Genomic DNA, 17,398 nt, shown 5'->3' on the forward strand with positions numbered 1-17,398 from the left:
TACATTTTCGCACCGCCCTGCGCCATCCAGGCGAAACCGGGAAAAATATCGCGGTGGACTGCCAGCCAATGCAATAACGGCAAGGCATGATGATGAATGGAAGGTAAAAAACGCCGATTCCGCAGCGCAGCAAGCCTTTTCATGCGTTACATGGCGATGTGGACAAACGAAAAAATAAGAAAATAATCGAACATAAAAACGAAAAACAATGCGCAGAACAATGTAGCGAAACGTTGTTTCGCCAACAAATGGCCGCCAATACGTAATCCTGCCGCTACAACGCAGTTATGGCAGCATTGACGCTGACGCCGGACCGCTTTTCCGCCGCGCCGAAAGCTTGGCGTTCGACCCAGCGCAAGAAAGCGAAAACGGCGATATGGCATCATCGCCGTCAGCGGGTAGGCGACGCGGCCCGCGATGCCTCCGCCGCCGGCAAGAGAAAGCCACACGCAAGGGTTCCAAGATCATCGGCCGCATGGGCCGCAAAGGACTGTCATGCTACGCAATACCAAAATACTCGCCACGCTCGGCCCCTCCTCCAGCTCCCCGGAAAAAATCCTGGAACTGGCCCGCTCCGGGGTCAACATCTTCCGGCTCAACATGAGCCATGGCAGCCATGACGACCACCGCGCCCGCCTGGCCGCCATCCGCGCCGCCGAAAAAGCGCTGGACCGGCCGATCGGCGTGCTGGTGGACCTGCAGGGCCCCAAGCTGCGCATCGGCAAGTTTCCGCAGCCGGCCACGGTGAAAACCGGCGACCGCTACGAATTCACGCTGGACGAGACCGACGGCGGCGCCGAGCGCGCCACCCTGCCGCACCCGGAAGCATTCGAGGCGCTGGAGCCCGGCCACCGCATCCTGGTGAACGACGGCAAGCTGGCGTTCGAGGTGACGGAAATGCATCCGCGCCGCATCGTCACCCGCGTCGCCGTCGGCGGCGAGTTGTCCAGCAACAAGGGCTTCAACTTGCCGCACACCGTGCTGCCGCTGTCGGCCATCACCGACAAGGACCGCAAGGACGCCGAGTTCGCCCTGGCCGAAGGGGCCGACTGGGTGGCGATGTCCTTCGTCCAGACCGCGGCCGACGTCAAAGAGCTGCGCGGCATCGTCGGCAAGCGCGCCGGCATCGTCGCCAAGATCGAGAAGCCGTCCGCGGTGGAGGATCTGGAAGCCATCGCCGAGCTGGCCGACGGCGTGATGGTGGCCCGCGGCGACCTGGGGGTGGAGTTGCCGCCGGAAGACGTGCCGGTGGTGCAGCGCCGCATCGTCCACCACTGCCGCCACTTGGGCCGCCCGGTGATCGTGGCTACCCAAATGCTGGAATCGATGATCACCGCGCCGACGCCGACCCGTGCCGAAGCCAATGACGTGGCCACCGCGGTCTACGAGGGCGCGGACGCGGTGATGCTGTCGGCCGAAACCGCCGCCGGCCAATATCCCGTGGAAGCGGTGCAGATCATGGACCGCATCATCCGCCGCGTCGAAGGCGCGCCCGATTACCGCAAGGTGATGGCGCTGGACTATAGCGCCGCCGACGAGCCGGATCGCACTGACGCCATCGCCGCCTGCGTGCGCAAGGTCAGCACGCTGCTGCCGGTCACAGTGGCGGTTGCCTTCACCACCAGCGGCGCCTCCTGCCTGTCGCTGGCGCGCGAGCGCCCGTCCACTCCCATCCTGGGCATTTCGCCCAGGCTGGAAACCGCCCGCCGGCTGACCCTGGTATGGGGCGTGGTGGCCTGGCATGGCCCTGACGCGGAAAACCTGGAAGACATGGTGGTGAAGACCACCTTCAGCGCCACCAAGCTGGGCCTGGCCGAGCAAGGCAAGCCGATGGTGATCATCGCCGGCGTGCCCTTCGGCACCCCCGGCTCCACCAATCTTTTGCGCATCGTCTACCCGTAAACGCAGCCGGCGTCGCCACAAAAACGGAGCCTAAGGGTTCCGTTTTTTCTTGTCCGCCAGCCTTCCCCCAGACAGGTACTATGCTGCAAGGGTGGCTTTTTTCCGGTACCTGAATCCCATGCGGCAGACGTTTTTCCGTATCGCGCTGGCGCTTTGGCTGGCCATGGCCGGCAGTGGCGGCCAGGCAGGCGAGCCGCCGGGGCTGATCGTGGACTTCGACGACAGCAACCCGCCGATGATGTACGCCGGCAAGCAGGGCGCGTCCGGGCTGTACCCGGCGCTGGTGGCGAAAATCTGCGAACGCGCCGGCATTGCCGTCACGCTGCGCGCCGGCTCCTGGCGAATGGCGCTGCAGGAGTTGCGCGAAGGCCGCGCCGCCGCAGGCGGCATCATCAAGACCGCCAGTCGGGAGAAGCTGTTCGACTTCAGCCATCCGCTGTACTACGAACGGGTGGTGATGGCCGCGCCCACGCATGCCCCTCCGTTCCGCAAGCTGGAAGACCTGTACGGCAAGCGGGTGGGGGTGATGGCGGGCTGGAGCTATGGCGACGCCTTCGACCTGGCCAGGAAGGACGGCAAGTTCGCCGCCTTCGACGGCGACAGCGACGAACAGAACCTGCGGCAGATGAAGCTGGGCAGGCTGGACGTGGTGCTGGGCATACGCGAGCCGCTGCTGCTGGCGCTGCGCAATGGCGGCTATTCCGGCTTCGCGCTGTCGAAGGAGGCACTGGTGACCAACCCCTCCTTCCTCGCCATCAGCAAGACTTCGCAACAGCAGGCCTTGCTGACCCGCTTCAATCTGGCGCTGGAGGAAATGCGCCGCGACGGCAGCTACGACAAGCTGGTTCGCGGCGTCTTCAACGCCCGCGACGAATGATCCTCAACCGCCGCGGATCTGGGCCAGCGCGCCGTACAAATCAGCGCAGCTCCAGTGTTCGGCGTACTTGCCGCCGCGCACCACCACGATGTCCATCGCGGAAATCGCGATGCGCTTGCCGCTGGCGGCCTGGCCGAAGAAGGCGCCGGTGTGGGTGGCTTCTATGGTCTTGCGCGTCACCACCTTGCCGTTTTCCTCGATCTGCTCGTGGATATGCACGCGGATGTCGGACAGCGCCGAATGCAGCATGCCGGTGAAGAAGCCGGCGAAGCCGTCCGGCCCCGGCGATACGCCGGGCGGCGCCGAATGGTTGACGAAGTCGGGCGCCACCAGCTCGGCGAACGCCGCCATGTCTCCGTTTTCTATCACCTCGCGGTTGAAGCGTTGAATCACTGCCTTGCTGCTATCCATGAGATCGCCCTGGGTATTGGCGCCGGCACTCGTCCGGCGTCAGGTTGAATCGCCGGCCACCCGGCAATGACGTTGAATTAAACGACAAGCGCCAACTCATTTCAATAACATAAAAAAGACAGTGTTCAAGCTATTCGACATCATGGCGGCCCATCTCCGGGAAAGTCAAAAACTGTAGCTGCTGACCTCCACCAAATTCCCGTCCGGATCGTTGAAATACACCGAGGTGATGGAGCCCATCGCGCCGCTGCGGGTAATGGGACCTTCGACGATGGCCACGCCCTCGCGCTTGAGATGTTGGATCACCTCAGGCAACGGCACGGAAGCGATCAGGCACAAATCGCCGCAGCCTATCGTCGCGTGGTTGCGCGTCTCCTGGCCCAGGATCTGCAGATTGATCTTCTGGTTGCCGAAACGCAGCGCGCGGCGGCCGTTGCCGAAAGTCACCGCCTCCAGCTTCAAAGCGCGCTGGTAAAAAGCCGCAGCCGCCTCGATGTCGCGCACGGTCAGGACGATGTGGTCGATATGGCTGATCATGGCCAGCTCCGGATTGAACGAACGGGCTGTCCACACTGCCACAAGCGCGCGGCCTTGTCATGCTCGCGGCATTCCATGCGAACGCTTGCCGCTGGTATAGTCTTCATTCCATCTTTTCCTTCCCTGGCCATGACTTTCCATCTTTCGCTGCAGCAAGCCCGCCACCTGCAACTAGCCGCCCAGGGCCTGCTGAGCGCGCCGCGCCGCAAGGCGTCCAAGGCCGACGCGCTGGCCGCCGTCAGACGCATGGCGCTGCTGCAGATCGACACCATCAGCGTAGTGGCGCGCAGCCCCTACCTGGTGTTGTACAGCCGCATCGGCCACTACGACCCGGCCTGGCTGGACCAGCTGCTGGCCGAAGGCGCGCTGTTCGAATACTGGGCGCACGAGGCCTGCTTCGTGCCAGTGGAGGACTATCGCCTGCTGCGCCACCGGATGCTGAACGCAGAGGGGATGGGTTGGAAGTTCTCTCAGCGCTGGTATGAACAGCACCGCGCCGAGGTCGAAGCCATCATCGAGCGCATCCGCGAACGCGGCCCGGCGCGCTCGGCCGATTTCGAACGCAAACACGGTAAAGGCAATGGCTGGTGGGACTGGAAACCGGAAAAGCGCCACCTGGAAACACTGTTCACGCTGGGCCGGCTGATGGTGAAAGAGCGGCGCGCCTTCCAGCGCGTCTACGACCTGGCCGAGCGCGTGTTGCCGGACTGGGACGACGCGCGCGACCTGCCCGCTCCCGAAGACGTCCGGCTGGAGCAAGTGCGCAACAGCTGCCGCGCGCTGGGACTGGCCAAGCCGGCATGGGTGGCCGACTACTACCGGCTCAAGCGCGCGCCCTACGGCGAGATGCTGCGCGGCCTGGCCGACCAGGGCGAGCTGATCCCGGTGAAAGTGGAGGGCTGGAGCCACGACGCTTTCGTCCACGCCAGCCTGGCCGCCGAACTGGAGCTGGCGGCCGCCGGCAAGCTAAGCAGCGGCAATACCGCCATCCTGTCGCCGTTCGATCCGCTGGTATGGGACCGCAAACGCGCGCTGGAACTGTTCGGCTTCGATTACAAGATCGAGTGCTACACCCCGGCGCCCAAGCGCAAGTATGGCTATTTCACTCTGCCGATACTGAACCGCGGCAAGCTCGCGGGCCGGCTGGACGCGAAGGCCCACCGCGCGCAGGGCGTGTTCGAGGTCAAATCGCTGCACCTGGAGCCCGGCGTGCGCGTCAGCCAGCGGCTGGCGGACGACCTGTCCTCGGCGCTGCGGCGGCTGGCCGCCTGGCATGGAACCGGCCGCCTGGCGATAAGCCAGGCCCCGGGCGACCTGGCCGCGCGCATCCTCGCCTGAGCTACTGCGCGTTGGCGTACCAGCCGCTGACGCCCGGCTGGCGCTCGTCGCAAAGCGCGACCTCGCTGTACTGGAAGAGCGGCTGGATGTCGGTGTAGTTGGGAACATCGCCCATGATGCGCGCGGCCACCGGGCCGAAAGCCTGCTGGAAGGTTTGCACCGAGTCGCACAGCAGCGTCGCCTGCGCGACGAAGCCCGGCGTGCTGCCGGCCTCGGCGCCGGACAGGCCGCGGTCCACCCGCACGCCTTTCAGCGCATGGCCCAGCAGCTGCTGCACCATGGGCATGTGCTGGCGTAGATAATAATCAAAGTCGAAATGCGCGCCGGGACGCTGGGGATAGGTGACGCTGACGGTGATCATCGCGGACTCCGTGGCGGTGAGGGGAAACCACAACTTACCTCCAAACACCAAGATTGCCAATGTCATCAACATCGAAGGCCCGCCCTTGCGCCAGTTGGGCGGAACTTGCTGCGCCGCGGCCGCTCTGTAGCAACATCGCCACCAAAGGACCCCGCCATGCGCACCATGATGATCGCCGCCAGCAGCGCCTTGCTGCTCGCTGGCTGCAACCAGCAACAAACCGCCCAGCTGCAACAAGCCGCCTCCGCCGCCATCGGCAGCGTGCACCAGGGCGTGGATACCGCCAGCGCGCCGCTGGGCCAATTGAAGGAACAAGCCAGCGCCGCCTTGGGCGCCGCCAAACAGGTGGGCGCCGCCGCCACTCTGCTCAATCCGGAACTGAAGGAGCAGGTGGACAAGCTGAAGGAGCAGGCCTCGGCGATCAAGGGCGCGATCCAGCCGCCCAAGGACGCCGACCAATAGCATTGACGGCATTTTGACGCCCGCCGGCCGCATCTTTAGCTTCCGTTTAGCCTCGTCGGCCTAGCATGAGCCTGCATCCCCAAACAGGAGAAAGACCATGCAAACCCTGGCCGACATCTGCCGCCGCGGCGATATCCTGCTGGACGTGGACCTGGCGGACGAACGCGAATTGTTCGAATTCATCGCCCGCCAACTGGGCCAACGCCACGCGTTGAGCGCGCCGTCGCTGCGCGCCGCGTTGCGGCAGCGCGAACAAACCGGCAGCACCGCGCTGGGCCACGGCCTGGCCTTGCCGCATGCCCGCATCGAGGGCCTGGCCGAAGTCCGCGCGCTGTTCATCGGCTTGCGGCGGAGCCTGGATTTCCACGCTCCGGACGGCGAGCCTGTCAGCCGGCTGCTGGCGCTGCTGCTGCCGCGCGATGCCCGCGCCTGCCATCTGAAACTGCTGGCCGAAATCGCGCGCATCTTCGGCGAACGTCCTTTCCGCGCCGATCTGCAAGCCTGCCGCAGCCCGGAGCAGGTGGATAGGCTGTTCCAGCGCTGGTCCGATCCCGAGCCCGGCAACGATCCCCATTTTTTGCTGGACAGCAACCGTTACTTCCTCGACGCCGAAGCCAGCCTGCGCCCCGATTTCAGCGTCCGCCGCAAGGTGACCGCCCGCTTCTGAGCGTGACAGCGCGAAAACGCCTTTGCTAGGATGAAGCGATGGCTTCATCTCCCCGCGACAGGCTCGCATGTCCAATTCCCTTCTGATCATGGTGTCGCTGGCCATCGCCAGCATCGGCCTCATCACCTGGCAGCACAGCGTGCGCTCCGACCTGATCCGGGCCCGGCGCCGCTGGCTGCAGGCCTCGCTGCTGCTGGCCGCCGGCATGCTGGTGGAAGGCTTTGTCGAACCCGGCAAAGGCGAGATGGTGCGCCTGGCGCTGGGCAGCGCCATGAGCAACGCCGGCATCGCGCTGCAGCTGACCATCATCGCCCGCGTCACCGGGCTCAAGCCGCCGCACTGGCTGTGGCTGGCCGTGGGCGCCCTCTCGCTGCTGGACAAGCTGCTGCCCTACCGCCCGCTGATGTCGGTGCTGGAAAGCGCCGAGATCCCGCTTCTCTACCTGGCGGCGGCTTGGCTGTACCAGCGCGCCGAGCGGCTGGTCAGCCATAACCGCTTCAGCCCCACCGCACTGCTGTTCCTGCTGGGCGCGCTGCTGTTCGTCTGGCGCGACGCCGGCGATTTCCTGCTCCGCGCGCAGGGCCTGCCCGACAGCATCGACTACCTGGACCGCCAGCACCAGCTGGCGCTGACCTTCGCCGCGGCGGCGCAGATCTGCGGCTCGGTGGGTTTTCTCAACATCGTGCTGCAGCGCCAGCACAACCGGCTGGAAGACGCGGCCAACCTGGACCCGCTGACCGGCGCCGGCAATCGCCGCGCGCTGCAGTACTGGCTGCGCACGCTGGAGGCGTCGGTGGAGCGGGTGTGCGTGGTGATGCTGGACATCGACCATTTCAAGCTGATCAACGACCGCTACGGCCATCCGGCCGGCGACGCGGTGCTGCAGACGCTGGCCGAGCTGTTGCGGCAAGGCATACGCGAAAACGACATGCTGATCCGCTACGGCGGCGAGGAGTTCTGCTTGCTGATGCCGGATGCCGATGCAGACGACGGCGCTCAGGCGGCGGAGAGGCTGCTGCGGGCATTCCGCGCGCAAACGCCGCTGCCCGGCCATCCGGAGCTGCGCGCCGCCTTTTCCGCAGGCGTCCATGAATGGCGCTGCCGGCAGCAGGATTTCGCCGACGCGCAACAAAAAGCGGACCAGGCGTTGTACCAGGCCAAGCAGGCAGGCCGCGGACAGGTGCGCCGGCTTTAACGTCCGGCCGCCGGCGCCGCCTCCCCCTCATCCTCGCCCAGTCCATTCTCTTCCGCCTTGCCCGCCCCCGCCTGGCGGCCCTCGCGCAGCCGATTGCGCTGCTTCATCTCGTACATGCGCTGGTCGGCCATTCCCACCAGCGACTCGGGCGACAGGAACTCCTCCGGCCCGGTTTCGACGCTACCCACGCTCAGGCTGATGTCCGGCTGCAGACCCGCCAGCTCCGCGCGCAGCCGTTCGACGAAGGTTTCCTCCGCCTGCTTCTGGTCGCAATTGGGCAGCACGATGCAGAACTCGTCGCCGCCGTAGCGGAAGCAGCCATCCTCCACCCGCGTGATGCGGTTGATGATTTCGCCCAGGCTGCGCAGGATTTCGTCGCCGCACTGATGGCCCAGGCTGTCGTTGATCAGCTTGAAATGGTCGACGTCCAGATACACCAGCGTCACCGTCTCGTTGCGCCGCTGCGCGCTGCGCAGCACCCGGGTCAGCGTTTCGTCCAGATAGCGGCGGTTGAGCAGTCCGGTCAGCGGGTCAGTGCGCGACAGTTCTTCCAGCTGGCGGGTGCGCACCGCCACCTTTTCCTCCAGCGAGCGGGCGTACTGCTCGGACTTGTTGCGGGAGGTCTCGATTTCGGCCACCAGGCTGCGGATATAGGTTTCGAACACCAGCGCCACATCGAACATCACCAGCTTGTCCACCGCAAGCAACGTGTGGCGCCTGACCTCGATGTCCGGAATCAGCTCGCTGATCAGATTGGACAGCAGCGTCTTCAGCGTCTGCACCGCCGCCAGGTACAACTTGGGCTCGACGCCGATGCGCTTGTGCACCAGGCCGATGCGCAAGCGGTTGTTTACGTACTCCAGATCGTAGACGCCGCTGAACAGGTCTATCACGTAGCGGCGCTGGGCATTGCGCAGCCGCTGCAGCGTATCGGCGTCGCCGATCAGCAGCGCGATTTCCGGGGTGCTGGTCTGCAGCTCGTAAAAGCGGGCGACCAGCTCGTCCAGATGCGACTCCACCAAGGCGCCGGCGGCGCGCAGCAGCAATTCGTCCCGCGGCTCCAGCGCGAACAGCTGCTTGCGTTGCTCGATTTCGAAATCGGTGATGCGCAGCTGTTCCAACAGGGTCTGATCGGTCTGTTTCATCCCGCTCCCCAGAGCACGGTATCCCTTAAAGCTATATGCCATCGGGCTGATATTCAATGCCCTTAGCCGGAATCAGGCCTTCCAGTCAGCCGCTTGTCCAAGCAAGGCCCGCGCCAGTCTCGCCACGCCCTGCCGCAGCCGCGCCTCTTCCAGGTCGGCGTAGCACAGCCGGATGCCGTGCACCGCCGCGCCGTCGCCGGTGAAGTGGCTGCCGGGCAGGATCTTGAGCCCGTGCCGCCGCGCGTCGGCAACCAGTCTGTCCATGTCCAGGCGCGGGTCCAGACGCAGCCAGATGGCGAGGCCGCCGGCCGGCAGGTCGAATTCGGCCAAACCCGCCAACTCGGCGCGCAAGGCCTCGATCAACGCCTCCCGCCGCCGCAGGTAGGTTCGCCAGGCGCGGCGCAGGTGGCGCTTCAGTTCGCCGCTGCCCATCAGCTCCTCCACCGCCAGTTCGGTCACCGGATTGCCCTGGCGGTCGATCAGCAGGATCTGCTCCACGCAGCGCGCCGTCAGCTCCGCGTCCGCCACCAGATAGCCGACGCGCAACCCGGGCGCCAGCACCTTGGACAGCGAGCCGACATAGACCACGCGCCGGCCGCCGGCCGCCGGGCAGCGTGGCCAGCGGCGGCATCGGCCGATGGGTGAAATGGAATTCGTGGTCGCAGTCGTCCTCGATGATGCGGAAGTCGTAGCGCTCGGCCAGCGCCAGCAACTGCAGCCGCCGCTCGGCCGGCATCATCACCGTGGTCGGAAACTGGTGATGCGGCGTCAAATACACCGCCTTTACCGCGTGGCGGCGGCACAGCGCCGCCAGCGCGTCGGGCCGCATGCCGTAATCGTCCATATCCACGTCCAGGCACGACGCCCCCTGGGAACGGAAGGCCGCGCGCGCCGACGGATAGCTGAGCCGGTCCAGCGCCACCGCGTCGCCGGGACGGAGCAAGGCCTTGCCGGCCAGGTAGATGCCCATGATGCTGCCGCGGGTCAGGCAGATATCGTCCAGCCCGGCGCTCAGCCCCCGCTCCATCGCCAGCATGTCCAGCAAGGCGCGCCGCAAGCGGGCCTCGCCGCGCGGATCTCCGTACGACAGCCTGCCGGAGCGGGCGGTGGCCACCAGCGCGCGGCGGTAGGCGCGGCCCAGCACGTCGAAGGGAATCAGCCGCGAATCGGGCACGTTCTCGGAAAAATCGATCACATCCTCCGCCGCGTCCTCGCCTGCGGCGTTGCCGGCCGGCGGCAGCGGCCCGCCCGCGGCCTCGCGCAGCGGAGGCGGCAATGAAGCGGCGACGAAGGTGCCGCGCCGTCCTTCGCAACTGACCCAGCCTTGCGCCGCCAGCTCCTCGTAGGCCTGCACCACCGTCTTGCGGTTCACCTCAAGTTGCACCGCCAGTTCTCGGCTACCGGGCAAGGCGCTGGCCGGCGCCAGCCGACCGCGCTGGATGGCATCGGCGATTTGCTGGGCGATCTGCAGATGCAGGGGCAGGGCGCCGCCTCGCGCCACATTCAATAACAAGGGCCAGGGACGAAGCATGCCGCTCTTCCTTCCATCTGGACCGGTCAATTTATAAAAACTGGATGTTTTTACCGGTCCAGAGCCTGGCTAGCATAAGTCCATCCGCATCACGGGCCAAGACGGGAGGGCCAAATGAGCGACCATTATTTTTACACCGTATCGGACATCCAGCCGCTGGGGCCGCAAGCGCTGCGGCTGAGTCTGCGCGCCGACGACGGACGCGGCATGCCGATCCGGGCGGGCCAGTTCTTCAGCCTGCGCCTGCCCGACGGCGCCGAGCGCAGCTACTCGCTGGCTTGCGCGCCGCGCGCCGACGGCGGCCTGGAGGCGCAGATCCGGCTGCGCGACGGCGGCCGCTGTTCGGAATGGCTGCGCCGCGAGGCGCTGCCGGGCCAGCGACTGCGGCTGACCGGCCCCTACGGCGACTGCGTATGGCAGCCGCCGGCGCCCGAAGAGCGGGTGCTGATGCTGGCCACCGGCACCGGCATCGCGCCCCTGTACGCGATGCTGGCCGAGTTAGACGCCGGCGGCGGCGACTGGCCGGAGATAGACCTGTACTGGGGCGCGGACCGACCGGAAGCGTTGTATCTGGAGAAGGAGCTCGCCGCGCTCGCCGCGCGCCGGCCGACCCTGCGCTTCATCCCAGTGTTGGCCGCCGCGCCGGCGGACTGGGTAGGCGAGCGCGGCCGGGTGCAGCATGCCGCCGCCGACCGACATCCCGATCTCTCCCGCGCCAGGGTCTACGCCTGCGGCGCGCCGGCGATGGTGGACGAAGCGCGCCGGCTGCTGACCGAGAGCTGCGGCTTGCCCGAGGCTCGCTTCCACGCCGACGCCTTCGCCCCGGCCCAGCCTATCGCGGCGAGCGGCGCGGAAACGCTCGCCATCCGCTGGCGGCGCGAGGATGGCCAATGGCTGGCGCTGCCCGCCACCGCCGGCAGCCGCCTGGCCGACGCGCTGGCCGCCGCCGGGCTGGTGCTGCCGGTATGCGGCGGCCAGGCCGCCTGCGGCGCCTGCCGCGTCGCCATCTCCCCCGATTGGCTGGAGCGACTGCCCGAGCCGGCGCGGCGGGAACAGCGGCTGCTGGCCGCGCTGGACGCGCCCCATCCGCGACACCGGCTGGCCTGCCAGATCACGCTGCACCCGGGGCTGAACGGCCTGCAGGCCGGCATCCGCCCCTGAAACAAAACCCTGAAACCACGCAAGGAGAGCCACATGCAAAAAACCTGTCTGCCGCAAGAAGCCGTGGGCGCAGCCTACGACCGCGAAGCCATGCTTGGCGTTCGCCGCCGCACGCTGGACGCCGTGCGCGGCATCGCCGCCAACATCCGTCCCGGCATGCAGGAAGAGGACGCGGTCGAAATGGCGCGCGACACGCTGGCCGACGCCGGCATGCTGCGCGGCTGGCACGACGTCTACGTCCGCTTCGGCCCGAATACGCTGAAGACATTCGGCGCGCCATCCGACCCCGGCGTGGCGCTGGGCGAGGACGACATCTTCTTCATCGACATCGGTCCGGTATGGCAACAATGGGAAGGCGACGGCGGCGACACTTTCGTCACCGGAACAGACCCGGAGCGCGCCCGCTGCGCGGCCGACGCGCGCGCCATTTTCCACGAAGTCAGAAGCCATTGGCTGCGGCAAGGCGCCAGCGGACAGGCGCTGTACCGCTACGCAGAAGATTGCGCCCGCCGCCGCGGCTGGGAATTGAACCTGGACCTGTCCGGCCACCGGCTGGCCGACTTCCCGCACGCCGCGCTGCACAACGGCGCGCTGGCCGACTTTGACCACGCGCCCAGCGAATCGCTATGGGTGCTGGAAATCCACATCCGCCATCCGTCCAAGCCCTATGGCGCCTTTTTCGAGGACATGCTGCTGGACGACAGCCACTTTGAATGAGAAGACCGACATGCCCAGACTGTTCTCCTACGGCACGCTGCGACAGGAAAACGTGCAATTGGCCACCTTCGGCCGGCGCTTGAACGGCCAGCCGGCGCGGCTGGCCGGCTTTCGCCTGGAAAGCGTGGCAATCCATGACCCGGCAGTGCTGAGCGCCAGCGGCAAGGCCCATCACCCCATTCTCCGCCGCGGCGGCGCGCCGCAAGACCAGGTGGACGGCGTCGTGTTCGAACTCAGCGACGCGGAGCTAGCCCAGGCCGACCGCTACGAGGTGGCCGACTACCGGCGCGTGGAAGCGGCGCTAGACAGCGGCGGGCTCGCCTGGGTTTACGTCGCCGCCGAATAGGCGCGGGCGCGGAAAACGGCGGGAGGCGGTTTATCCACAAGCCTCCGCCCGTTTTCGATTTTATCCACAGCCGCTAGGCTTCGCCTTGCTGCAGCAACACCGCCAGCTCATCCGCCGCCTCGCTCCATTCGGCGTCGCACTCCAGCGCCTGGCGCAGGAAAGCGGCCTGGGCCGGCGTCCAGAACGCGGCTTCGGCCAAGGCCACCCGCGGCGGCAGCGGATGGCTGGCGATGAAGGCGCGGATGGCTGCCGGCTCGTCCGGCAAGCCCAGCTGGCGGAACAGGCCGGGCAATAAATGGCTGCTGGTGTCCATCGCTGACTCCCTTGGCTGGTTTACCCCATCATGCTAGACCCCCGCCGCCGCTCCTGTCAGCGGCCAAAGCGGACTCTCTGGCCGACGCCGCGCTCACAGCCCCAGCCTGACCCGCAGTTCGGCGGTCCAATCCGCGTCTTCCCAATCCGGTTCCATCCGCAGGCTCAGGTAATGATCGTCGTCTCCGGCGTCGATTTCGATCAGCACATGGATGGCGCCGTAGCCGTCGGGAATGAAGGTGAGCTCGATCTCGTTCCAGTTCCAACCGGCGTCGCGCGGCCGCAATTCGAACTCCTGGTAGCAGCCCAGCGTGCTCGCCGCCTCGCCGGCGCGGACGGTGCCGGCCTCCACGTCGGCGCGGTGCAGCTCCCACCCCAGCCGCGAAAAAGCGCGCAGGATCGCTTCCATCTGCGGCGTGGGCTGAACTTGCAGCCTATCGTTGTCGGCCGCGTCGCGCGCCATGCCCAGCGCCAGATCGGTATGGATCCACACTGGCGGCTCGTCGCGCAACGCGGGGTGATGATTGACCGGAGTTTCGGCCGGCAGCGGCAGCTGGAATGGCAGCCGCCACTCGCAGCCGGCGGGAATCCGGCAGGGCCCGCTGATCGGCAGCCCGGCCAGCCACGCGGTTTCGCGCGTTTCCCGCCCCTCCCGCTCGCATTCCGTTTCGGTCAGCAGCAGCAGTTCGATCTTGGAAATGTCCTGGTCCACGCTACCGCCCTTGACCACGACCTCGCCGCGCAGAATCTCGCCCGGCCGCAGCCGTGGGTTGATCAGACGGGTGTCCACGGTGGCGCCGCCGATGCCGGCGGCCGCAAAAAGTGATTTCAACATGATTTTGTTCTTGGCAATCCGAGTGAAGGCGAGCCGGCGACAGACCGGCCCGTCGTCATCTTATGCCAATCAAATCCCGTGAAATACCAAAAAACGCTCATCACCTACACTTTGTCATACAGTTTGCCGCCGCCTTTGACGAACTCGATGGATTTTTCCCGCATGCCCTGCCGCAGCGCGTCCTGCTCGCCTATGCCTTGGCTGGCCGCGTACTCGCGCACGTCCTGGGTGATCTTCATGCTGCAGAAGTGCGGGCCGCACATGCTGCAGAAATGCGCCACCTTGGCGCTATCCTTGGGCAGCGTTTCATCGTGGAAGTCGCGCGCCTTGTCCGGGTCCAGGCCCAGGTTGAACTGGTCTTCCCAACGGAATTCGAAGCGCGCCTTGGACAGCGCGTTGTCGCGGATCTGCGCGCCGGGATGGCCCTTGGCCAGGTCGGCCGCGTGCGCCGCCAGCTTGTAGGTGATGATGCCCTCTTTGACGTCGTTCTTGTTCGGCAGGCCCAGGTGCTCCTTCTGCGTCACGTAGCACAGCATGGCGGTGCCGTACCAGCCGATCTGCGCGGCGCCGATGGCAGAAGTGATGTGGTCGTAGCCGGGCGCGATGTCGGTGGTCAGCGGCCCCAGGGTGTAGAACGGCGCTTCGCGGCACCATTCCAGCTCCTTGTCCATATTCTCCTTGATCAACTGCATCGGCACGTGGCCGGGGCCTTCTATCATGACTTGGACATCGTGCTTCCAGGCGATCTCGGTCAGCTCGCCCAGCGTTTTCAGTTCGCCCAGCTGCGCCTCGTCGTTGGCGTCCCAGGCGCTGCCCGAACGCAGGCCGTCGCCCAGGCTGAAGGCCACGTCGTAGGCCTTCATGATTTCGCAGATGTCCTCGAAGTGGGTGTAGAGGAAATTCTCCTGGTGGTGCGCCAGGCACCACTTGGCCATGATGGAGCCGCCGCGCGACACGATGCCGGTCATGCGGCCCGCGGTCATCGGCACGTAGGCCAGGCGCACGCCGGCGTGGATGGTGAAATAGTCCACGCCCTGCTCAGCCTGCTCGATCAGCGTGTCCTTGAAGATTTCCCAAGTCAGGTCCTCGGCCTTGCCATTCACTTTTTCCAGCGCCTGGTAAATCGGCACGGTGCCGATGGGCACCGGGCTGTTGCGCAGAATCCACTCGCGGGTTTCGTGGATGTTCTTACCGGTGGACAGGTCCATGATGGTGTCGGCGCCCCAGCGGATGCCCCAGGTCATCTTATCCACTTCTTCCGATATCGAAGACGTTACCGCGCTATTGCCGATATTGCCGTTTATTTTCACCAGGAAGTTGCGGCCTATGATCATGGGCTCGGATTCCGGGTGATTGATATTGGCCGGGATGATGGCGCGGCCGGCGGCCACTTCCTGGCGCACGAATTCCGGCGTGATCTCTTCCGGCAAATTGGCGCCGAAGCTCTGCCCCTTGTGCTGGCGCGTCATCAGCTCCAGTAGTCGCTGGTTGCCGGTGGCTTGCAGCGCGGCCACATAGGCGCGGCGGTTCAGGTTTTCTCGTATCGCGACGAACGCCATCTCCGGCGTGACGATGCCTTGGCGCGCATAGTGCATCTGGCTGACGTTGCGGCCGGCCTTGGCGCGGCGCGGCTTGCGCTGCAGATTGAAGCGCAGCTCGGCGAGCTTGGGGTCCGCCTCGCGGGCGCGGCCGTATTCGCTGGACAAGCCTGCCAGCTGCTCGCAGTCGCCGCGCTCGGCGATCCAGCCGGCGCGCAAGGGCGCGAGGCCGCTCTGGATGTCGATTCGCGCGGCCGGATCGCTGTACGGACCGCTGGTGTCGTAGACGTAGATGGGCGGGTTCTGTTCGCCGCCGAACTGGGTCGGCGTGTCGGCCTGGCGGATCTCGCGCATCGGCACTTGAATGTCCGGGCGGCTGCCGGCGACATAAATCTTGCGGGAGTTGGGCAAGGGCTGGATGGCGGCGGCGTCCACCACCATTTGCTTGTTCACGGGCGCGTTCATCGGGCGGGAGTCTCCAAAAGCGATGAAACGGCGCAAGGAGCGATCCGGCAAGGCCGGCTGCGGATATGGCGTGGCCATGGGGGCAGGTGACGCTTCCCTACGCCGGTATTATCCGGGTCAGGTTCCAAGGGTATTTCTCACCCGCGCTCCGTCATCCGCCGCCATCGCCTACACTTCGGTAGCCATCCGCGCCGAACGCCAGGCGCAGGACCCCTAGCGATGCCGTGTGAAGGTAAGGCAAATATGGGATAATCGCAAGCAATCTAGATTGTTGACAAAGCCTCTCGCCTTCGTGAAGGCTAGGCGCCCTTGCAGGTTTAAAAGGGCGGCATGCGTGCGAATTTTCAATTCGCTCAGCGGAGCGATTGGGATTCAATGGTCAGGCTGCGGACTCACGCGCTTATATGAAGAGGCCCGGCTCTGCCGGGTCCTGTAAAATCGCACCAATTTACTTTGTCAGCAGACTGTATCGTCATCACACGAGTCCTTGCCGCCGACGCTGTCCTCCATGGGCGGAGCGGACTCCCAGCCCTCCGGAGTTTAAGTTGATGGATTTCGAAAAAACCCGTTTCAACATGGTCGAGCAGCAGATTCGCCCGTGGGATGTTCTGGATACCAACGTGCTGGATCTGCTGTTTCACGTGAAACGCGAGGACTTCGTCGCCGACAGCCAACGCCAGTTGGCTTTCGTCGACACCGAACTGCCGCTGCCCAACGGCAGCAAGATGCTGCAACCCAAGATGGAAGCGCGACTGGTGCAGGACGCCACCATCCAGCCAAGCGACAAGATCCTGGAAATCGGCACCGGCAGCGGCTATCTGACCGCGCTGCTGGCCAAGATGGGCAAGCAGGTGGTGAGCGTGGAAATCGACCCGGCGCAAAAGGAACGCGCCGCGGCCAACCTGAAGAAAGCGGGCATCGCCAACGCCACCCTGGTGGAAGGCGACGGCGTGCTGGGCTTGCCGGAGCAAGGCCCTTACGATGTGATCGTGGTCGGCGGCTCCCTGCCCGTCGTGCCGCAGGAACTGAAGGACCAGCTGGCCGTCGGCGGCCGCCTGATCCTGGTGGTCGGCGATCTGCCGGTGATGGCTTGCAAGCTGATCGACCGCGAAACCGACACCAGCTTCCGCGAAACCACGCTGTTCGAAACCTGCGTCGAGCGACTGAAAAAGTTCGAGGCCGTCGAACCGGCCCGCTTCAGCTTCTGATCATGCTGCGCGAAATCACCGCCTCCGCCCTCGCCGCCCAGCTGGCTGATCCGCAGGCCAAGCGTCCGCTGCTGCTGGACGTGCGCGAGGGCTGGGAATACCAGCTCGCGCATATCGACGGTAGCGTCCACATCCCGATGAACCTGATTCCCATCCGGATGAGCGAGTTGCCGGACGACGCCACCATCGTCGCCATCTGCCACCATGGCATGCGCAGCGCCCAAGTGGCGCTGTTCCTGCAGAACGCCGGCTTCGACGACGTGATCAATCTGCAAGGCGGCATCGACGCCTGGTCGACCCAGGTCGATCCGGCCGTCGCCCGCTATTGAGCGCGCCGCGCCCCACGACACCGCCCCCGGGCGGTGTTTTGCTTTGGAACGAATCACGCCG

21 protein-coding genes, 1 pseudogene and 1 riboswitch are annotated in these 17,398 nt (G+C 65.8%); of the genes and pseudogenes, 12 read left to right on the forward strand and 10 right to left on the reverse strand.

Annotation, left to right across the window (positions count from 1 at the left end):
* Positions 1-146 precede the first annotated feature (146 nt).
* Positions 147-449, reverse strand: a complete 303-nt coding sequence (locus DK842_RS22930; protein WP_145963993.1) for a hypothetical protein — start codon at positions 447-449, stop codon at positions 147-149.
* Positions 450-495: 46 nt separating this feature from the next.
* Here DK842_RS22930 and pyk point away from each other — a divergent pair, with 46 nt between their 5' ends.
* Both pyk and DK842_RS08090 read left to right on the forward strand, forming a co-directional pair.
* Positions 496-1,902: a pyruvate kinase gene (gene pyk / locus DK842_RS08085; RefSeq protein WP_114060997.1), complete on the forward strand. Its 1,407-nt coding sequence runs from the start codon at positions 496-498 to the stop codon at positions 1,900-1,902.
* A 118-nt stretch (positions 1,903-2,020) separates the two neighbouring features.
* A complete protein-coding gene (locus DK842_RS08090; protein WP_114060998.1) occupies positions 2,021-2,779 on the forward strand; it encodes a substrate-binding periplasmic protein in 759 nt (252 codons plus the stop codon).
* 3 nt (positions 2,780-2,782) lie between these two features.
* Here the strand turns inward: DK842_RS08090 and DK842_RS08095 are convergent, their stop codons facing one another.
* Entirely contained in the window at positions 2,783-3,190 is a 408-nt protein-coding gene (locus tag DK842_RS08095) for an ester cyclase (RefSeq protein WP_114060999.1), read from the reverse strand.
* 165 nt (positions 3,191-3,355) lie between these two features.
* Positions 3,356-3,727 carry a VOC family protein gene (locus tag DK842_RS08100; protein ID WP_114063675.1) on the reverse strand — a complete coding sequence of 124 codons (372 nt, stop codon included), beginning with the start codon at positions 3,725-3,727 and terminating at the stop codon, positions 3,356-3,358.
* A gap of 129 nt (positions 3,728-3,856) precedes the next feature.
* Between DK842_RS08100 and DK842_RS08105 the strand changes: the two genes are divergently transcribed.
* On the forward strand, positions 3,857-5,065 hold the full coding sequence (locus tag DK842_RS08105) for a winged helix-turn-helix domain-containing protein (protein WP_114061000.1): 1,209 nt from the start codon (positions 3,857-3,859) through the stop codon (positions 5,063-5,065).
* A 1-nt stretch (position 5,066) separates the two neighbouring features.
* On the opposite strand, the gene DK842_RS08110 is transcribed toward DK842_RS08105, so the two are convergent.
* Positions 5,067-5,426, reverse strand: coding sequence for an EthD family reductase (locus DK842_RS08110; protein ID WP_114061001.1), 360 nt, complete (start codon positions 5,424-5,426; stop codon positions 5,067-5,069).
* Between the two features lie 156 nt (positions 5,427-5,582).
* On the opposite strand from DK842_RS08110, the gene DK842_RS08115 reads away from it, so the two are divergent.
* From DK842_RS08115 to DK842_RS08125, 3 genes are all read left to right on the forward strand, one after another.
* On the forward strand, positions 5,583-5,888 hold the full coding sequence (locus DK842_RS08115) for a hypothetical protein (RefSeq protein WP_114061002.1): 306 nt from the start codon (positions 5,583-5,585) through the stop codon (positions 5,886-5,888).
* Between the two features lie 97 nt (positions 5,889-5,985).
* The gene (locus DK842_RS08120) at positions 5,986-6,555 is read left to right on the forward strand and encodes a PTS sugar transporter subunit IIA (protein ID WP_114061003.1); all 570 of its coding nucleotides are present in this window, start codon (positions 5,986-5,988) and stop codon (positions 6,553-6,555) included.
* 67 nt (positions 6,556-6,622) lie between these two features.
* Entirely contained in the window at positions 6,623-7,750 is a 1,128-nt protein-coding gene (locus DK842_RS08125) for a GGDEF domain-containing protein (protein WP_114061004.1), read from the forward strand.
* On the opposite strand, the gene DK842_RS08130 is transcribed toward DK842_RS08125, so the two are convergent.
* From DK842_RS08130 to DK842_RS24240, 3 genes and pseudogenes are all read right to left on the reverse strand, one after another.
* Positions 7,747-8,895 (reverse strand): GGDEF domain-containing protein, encoded by a 1,149-nt coding sequence (locus tag DK842_RS08130; protein ID WP_114061005.1) that lies wholly within the window; start codon positions 8,893-8,895, stop codon positions 7,747-7,749. The genes DK842_RS08125 and DK842_RS08130 overlap by 4 nt on opposite strands.
* 72 nt (positions 8,896-8,967) lie before the next feature.
* Positions 8,968-9,543, reverse strand: coding sequence for an aminotransferase class I/II-fold pyridoxal phosphate-dependent enzyme (locus tag DK842_RS24085; RefSeq protein ID WP_114061006.1), 576 nt, complete (start codon positions 9,541-9,543; stop codon positions 8,968-8,970).
* 76 nt (positions 9,544-9,619) lie between these two features.
* A pseudogene (locus DK842_RS24240) lies at positions 9,620-10,336 on the reverse strand (aminotransferase-like domain-containing protein); the annotation flags it as partial.
* Between DK842_RS24240 and DK842_RS24095 the strand changes: the two are divergent.
* The 4 genes from DK842_RS24095 to DK842_RS08160 all read left to right on the forward strand — a co-directional run bounded on the left by DK842_RS24095 (position 10,274) and on the right by DK842_RS08160 (position 12,650).
* Complete coding sequence (locus DK842_RS24095) at positions 10,274-10,405, forward strand: hypothetical protein (protein WP_269779791.1); 132 nt, start codon at positions 10,274-10,276, stop codon at positions 10,403-10,405. The pseudogene DK842_RS24240 and the gene DK842_RS24095 sit on opposite strands and share 63 nt — an antisense overlap.
* Before the next feature lie 135 nt (positions 10,406-10,540).
* Positions 10,541-11,587, forward strand: coding sequence for an FAD-binding oxidoreductase (locus DK842_RS08150; RefSeq protein WP_114061008.1), 1,047 nt, complete (start codon positions 10,541-10,543; stop codon positions 11,585-11,587).
* A gap of 33 nt (positions 11,588-11,620) precedes the next feature.
* Positions 11,621-12,304, forward strand: coding sequence for a M24 family metallopeptidase (locus tag DK842_RS08155; protein WP_114061009.1), 684 nt, complete (start codon positions 11,621-11,623; stop codon positions 12,302-12,304).
* A gap of 10 nt (positions 12,305-12,314) precedes the next feature.
* Positions 12,315-12,650, forward strand: coding sequence for a gamma-glutamylcyclotransferase family protein (locus DK842_RS08160; protein ID WP_114061010.1), 336 nt, complete (start codon positions 12,315-12,317; stop codon positions 12,648-12,650).
* Between the two features lie 73 nt (positions 12,651-12,723).
* Here DK842_RS08160 and DK842_RS08165 read toward each other — a convergent pair whose 3' ends face one another.
* From DK842_RS08165 to thiC, 3 genes are all read right to left on the reverse strand, one after another.
* Entirely contained in the window at positions 12,724-12,963 is a 240-nt protein-coding gene (locus DK842_RS08165) for a DUF2789 domain-containing protein (protein ID WP_114061011.1), read from the reverse strand.
* A gap of 93 nt (positions 12,964-13,056) precedes the next feature.
* A complete protein-coding gene (locus DK842_RS08170) occupies positions 13,057-13,797 on the reverse strand; it encodes a sporulation protein (RefSeq protein ID WP_114061012.1) in 741 nt (246 codons plus the stop codon).
* A 104-nt stretch (positions 13,798-13,901) separates the two neighbouring features.
* Positions 13,902-15,800, reverse strand: coding sequence for a phosphomethylpyrimidine synthase ThiC (gene thiC / locus DK842_RS08175; RefSeq protein ID WP_114063676.1), 1,899 nt, complete (start codon positions 15,798-15,800; stop codon positions 13,902-13,904).
* 77 nt (positions 15,801-15,877) lie between these two features.
* Positions 15,878-16,025: riboswitch (TPP riboswitch) on the reverse strand.
* Between the two features lie 323 nt (positions 16,026-16,348).
* On the opposite strand from thiC, the gene DK842_RS08180 reads away from it, so the two are divergent.
* Entirely contained in the window at positions 16,349-17,008 is a 660-nt protein-coding gene (locus DK842_RS08180; RefSeq protein ID WP_114061013.1) for a protein-L-isoaspartate O-methyltransferase family protein, read from the forward strand.
* A 2-nt stretch (positions 17,009-17,010) separates the two neighbouring features.
* Complete coding sequence (locus DK842_RS08185; protein WP_114061014.1) at positions 17,011-17,337, forward strand: rhodanese-like domain-containing protein; 327 nt, start codon at positions 17,011-17,013, stop codon at positions 17,335-17,337.
* Positions 17,338-17,398 lie beyond the last annotated feature (61 nt).

The organism is Chromobacterium phragmitis (genome assembly GCF_003325475.1).
Taxonomy (GTDB): domain Bacteria; phylum Pseudomonadota; class Gammaproteobacteria; order Burkholderiales; family Chromobacteriaceae; genus Chromobacterium; species Chromobacterium phragmitis.

Bases quoted from the DNA above. Each gene is read 5' to 3' on its own strand.
- pyk (WP_114060997.1), top strand. From the start codon at position 496: ATGCTACGCAATACCAAAATACTCGCCACGCTCGGCCCCTCCTCCAGC.
- DK842_RS08090 (WP_114060998.1), top strand. From the start codon at position 2,021: ATGCGGCAGACGTTTTTCCGTATCGCGCTGGCGCTTTGGCTGGCCATG.
- DK842_RS08095 (WP_114060999.1), bottom strand. From the start codon at position 3,190: ATGGATAGCAGCAAGGCAGTGATTCAACGCTTCAACCGCGAGGTGATA.
- DK842_RS08100 (WP_114063675.1), bottom strand. From the start codon at position 3,727: ATGATCAGCCATATCGACCACATCGTCCTGACCGTGCGCGACATCGAG.
- DK842_RS08105 (WP_114061000.1), top strand. From the start codon at position 3,857: ATGACTTTCCATCTTTCGCTGCAGCAAGCCCGCCACCTGCAACTAGCC.
- DK842_RS08110 (WP_114061001.1), bottom strand. From the start codon at position 5,426: ATGATCACCGTCAGCGTCACCTATCCCCAGCGTCCCGGCGCGCATTTC.
- DK842_RS08115 (WP_114061002.1), top strand. From the start codon at position 5,583: ATGCGCACCATGATGATCGCCGCCAGCAGCGCCTTGCTGCTCGCTGGC.
- DK842_RS08120 (WP_114061003.1), top strand. From the start codon at position 5,986: ATGCAAACCCTGGCCGACATCTGCCGCCGCGGCGATATCCTGCTGGAC.
- DK842_RS08125 (WP_114061004.1), top strand. From the start codon at position 6,623: ATGTCCAATTCCCTTCTGATCATGGTGTCGCTGGCCATCGCCAGCATC.
- DK842_RS08130 (WP_114061005.1), bottom strand. From the start codon at position 8,895: ATGAAACAGACCGATCAGACCCTGTTGGAACAGCTGCGCATCACCGAT.
- DK842_RS08150 (WP_114061008.1), top strand. From the start codon at position 10,541: ATGAGCGACCATTATTTTTACACCGTATCGGACATCCAGCCGCTGGGG.
- DK842_RS08155 (WP_114061009.1), top strand. From the start codon at position 11,621: ATGCAAAAAACCTGTCTGCCGCAAGAAGCCGTGGGCGCAGCCTACGAC.
- DK842_RS08160 (WP_114061010.1), top strand. From the start codon at position 12,315: ATGCCCAGACTGTTCTCCTACGGCACGCTGCGACAGGAAAACGTGCAA.
- DK842_RS08165 (WP_114061011.1), bottom strand. From the start codon at position 12,963: ATGGACACCAGCAGCCATTTATTGCCCGGCCTGTTCCGCCAGCTGGGC.
- DK842_RS08170 (WP_114061012.1), bottom strand. From the start codon at position 13,797: ATGTTGAAATCACTTTTTGCGGCCGCCGGCATCGGCGGCGCCACCGTG.
- thiC (WP_114063676.1), bottom strand. From the start codon at position 15,800: ATGAACGCGCCCGTGAACAAGCAAATGGTGGTGGACGCCGCCGCCATC.
- DK842_RS08180 (WP_114061013.1), top strand. From the start codon at position 16,349: ATGGATTTCGAAAAAACCCGTTTCAACATGGTCGAGCAGCAGATTCGC.
- DK842_RS08185 (WP_114061014.1), top strand. From the start codon at position 17,011: ATGCTGCGCGAAATCACCGCCTCCGCCCTCGCCGCCCAGCTGGCTGAT.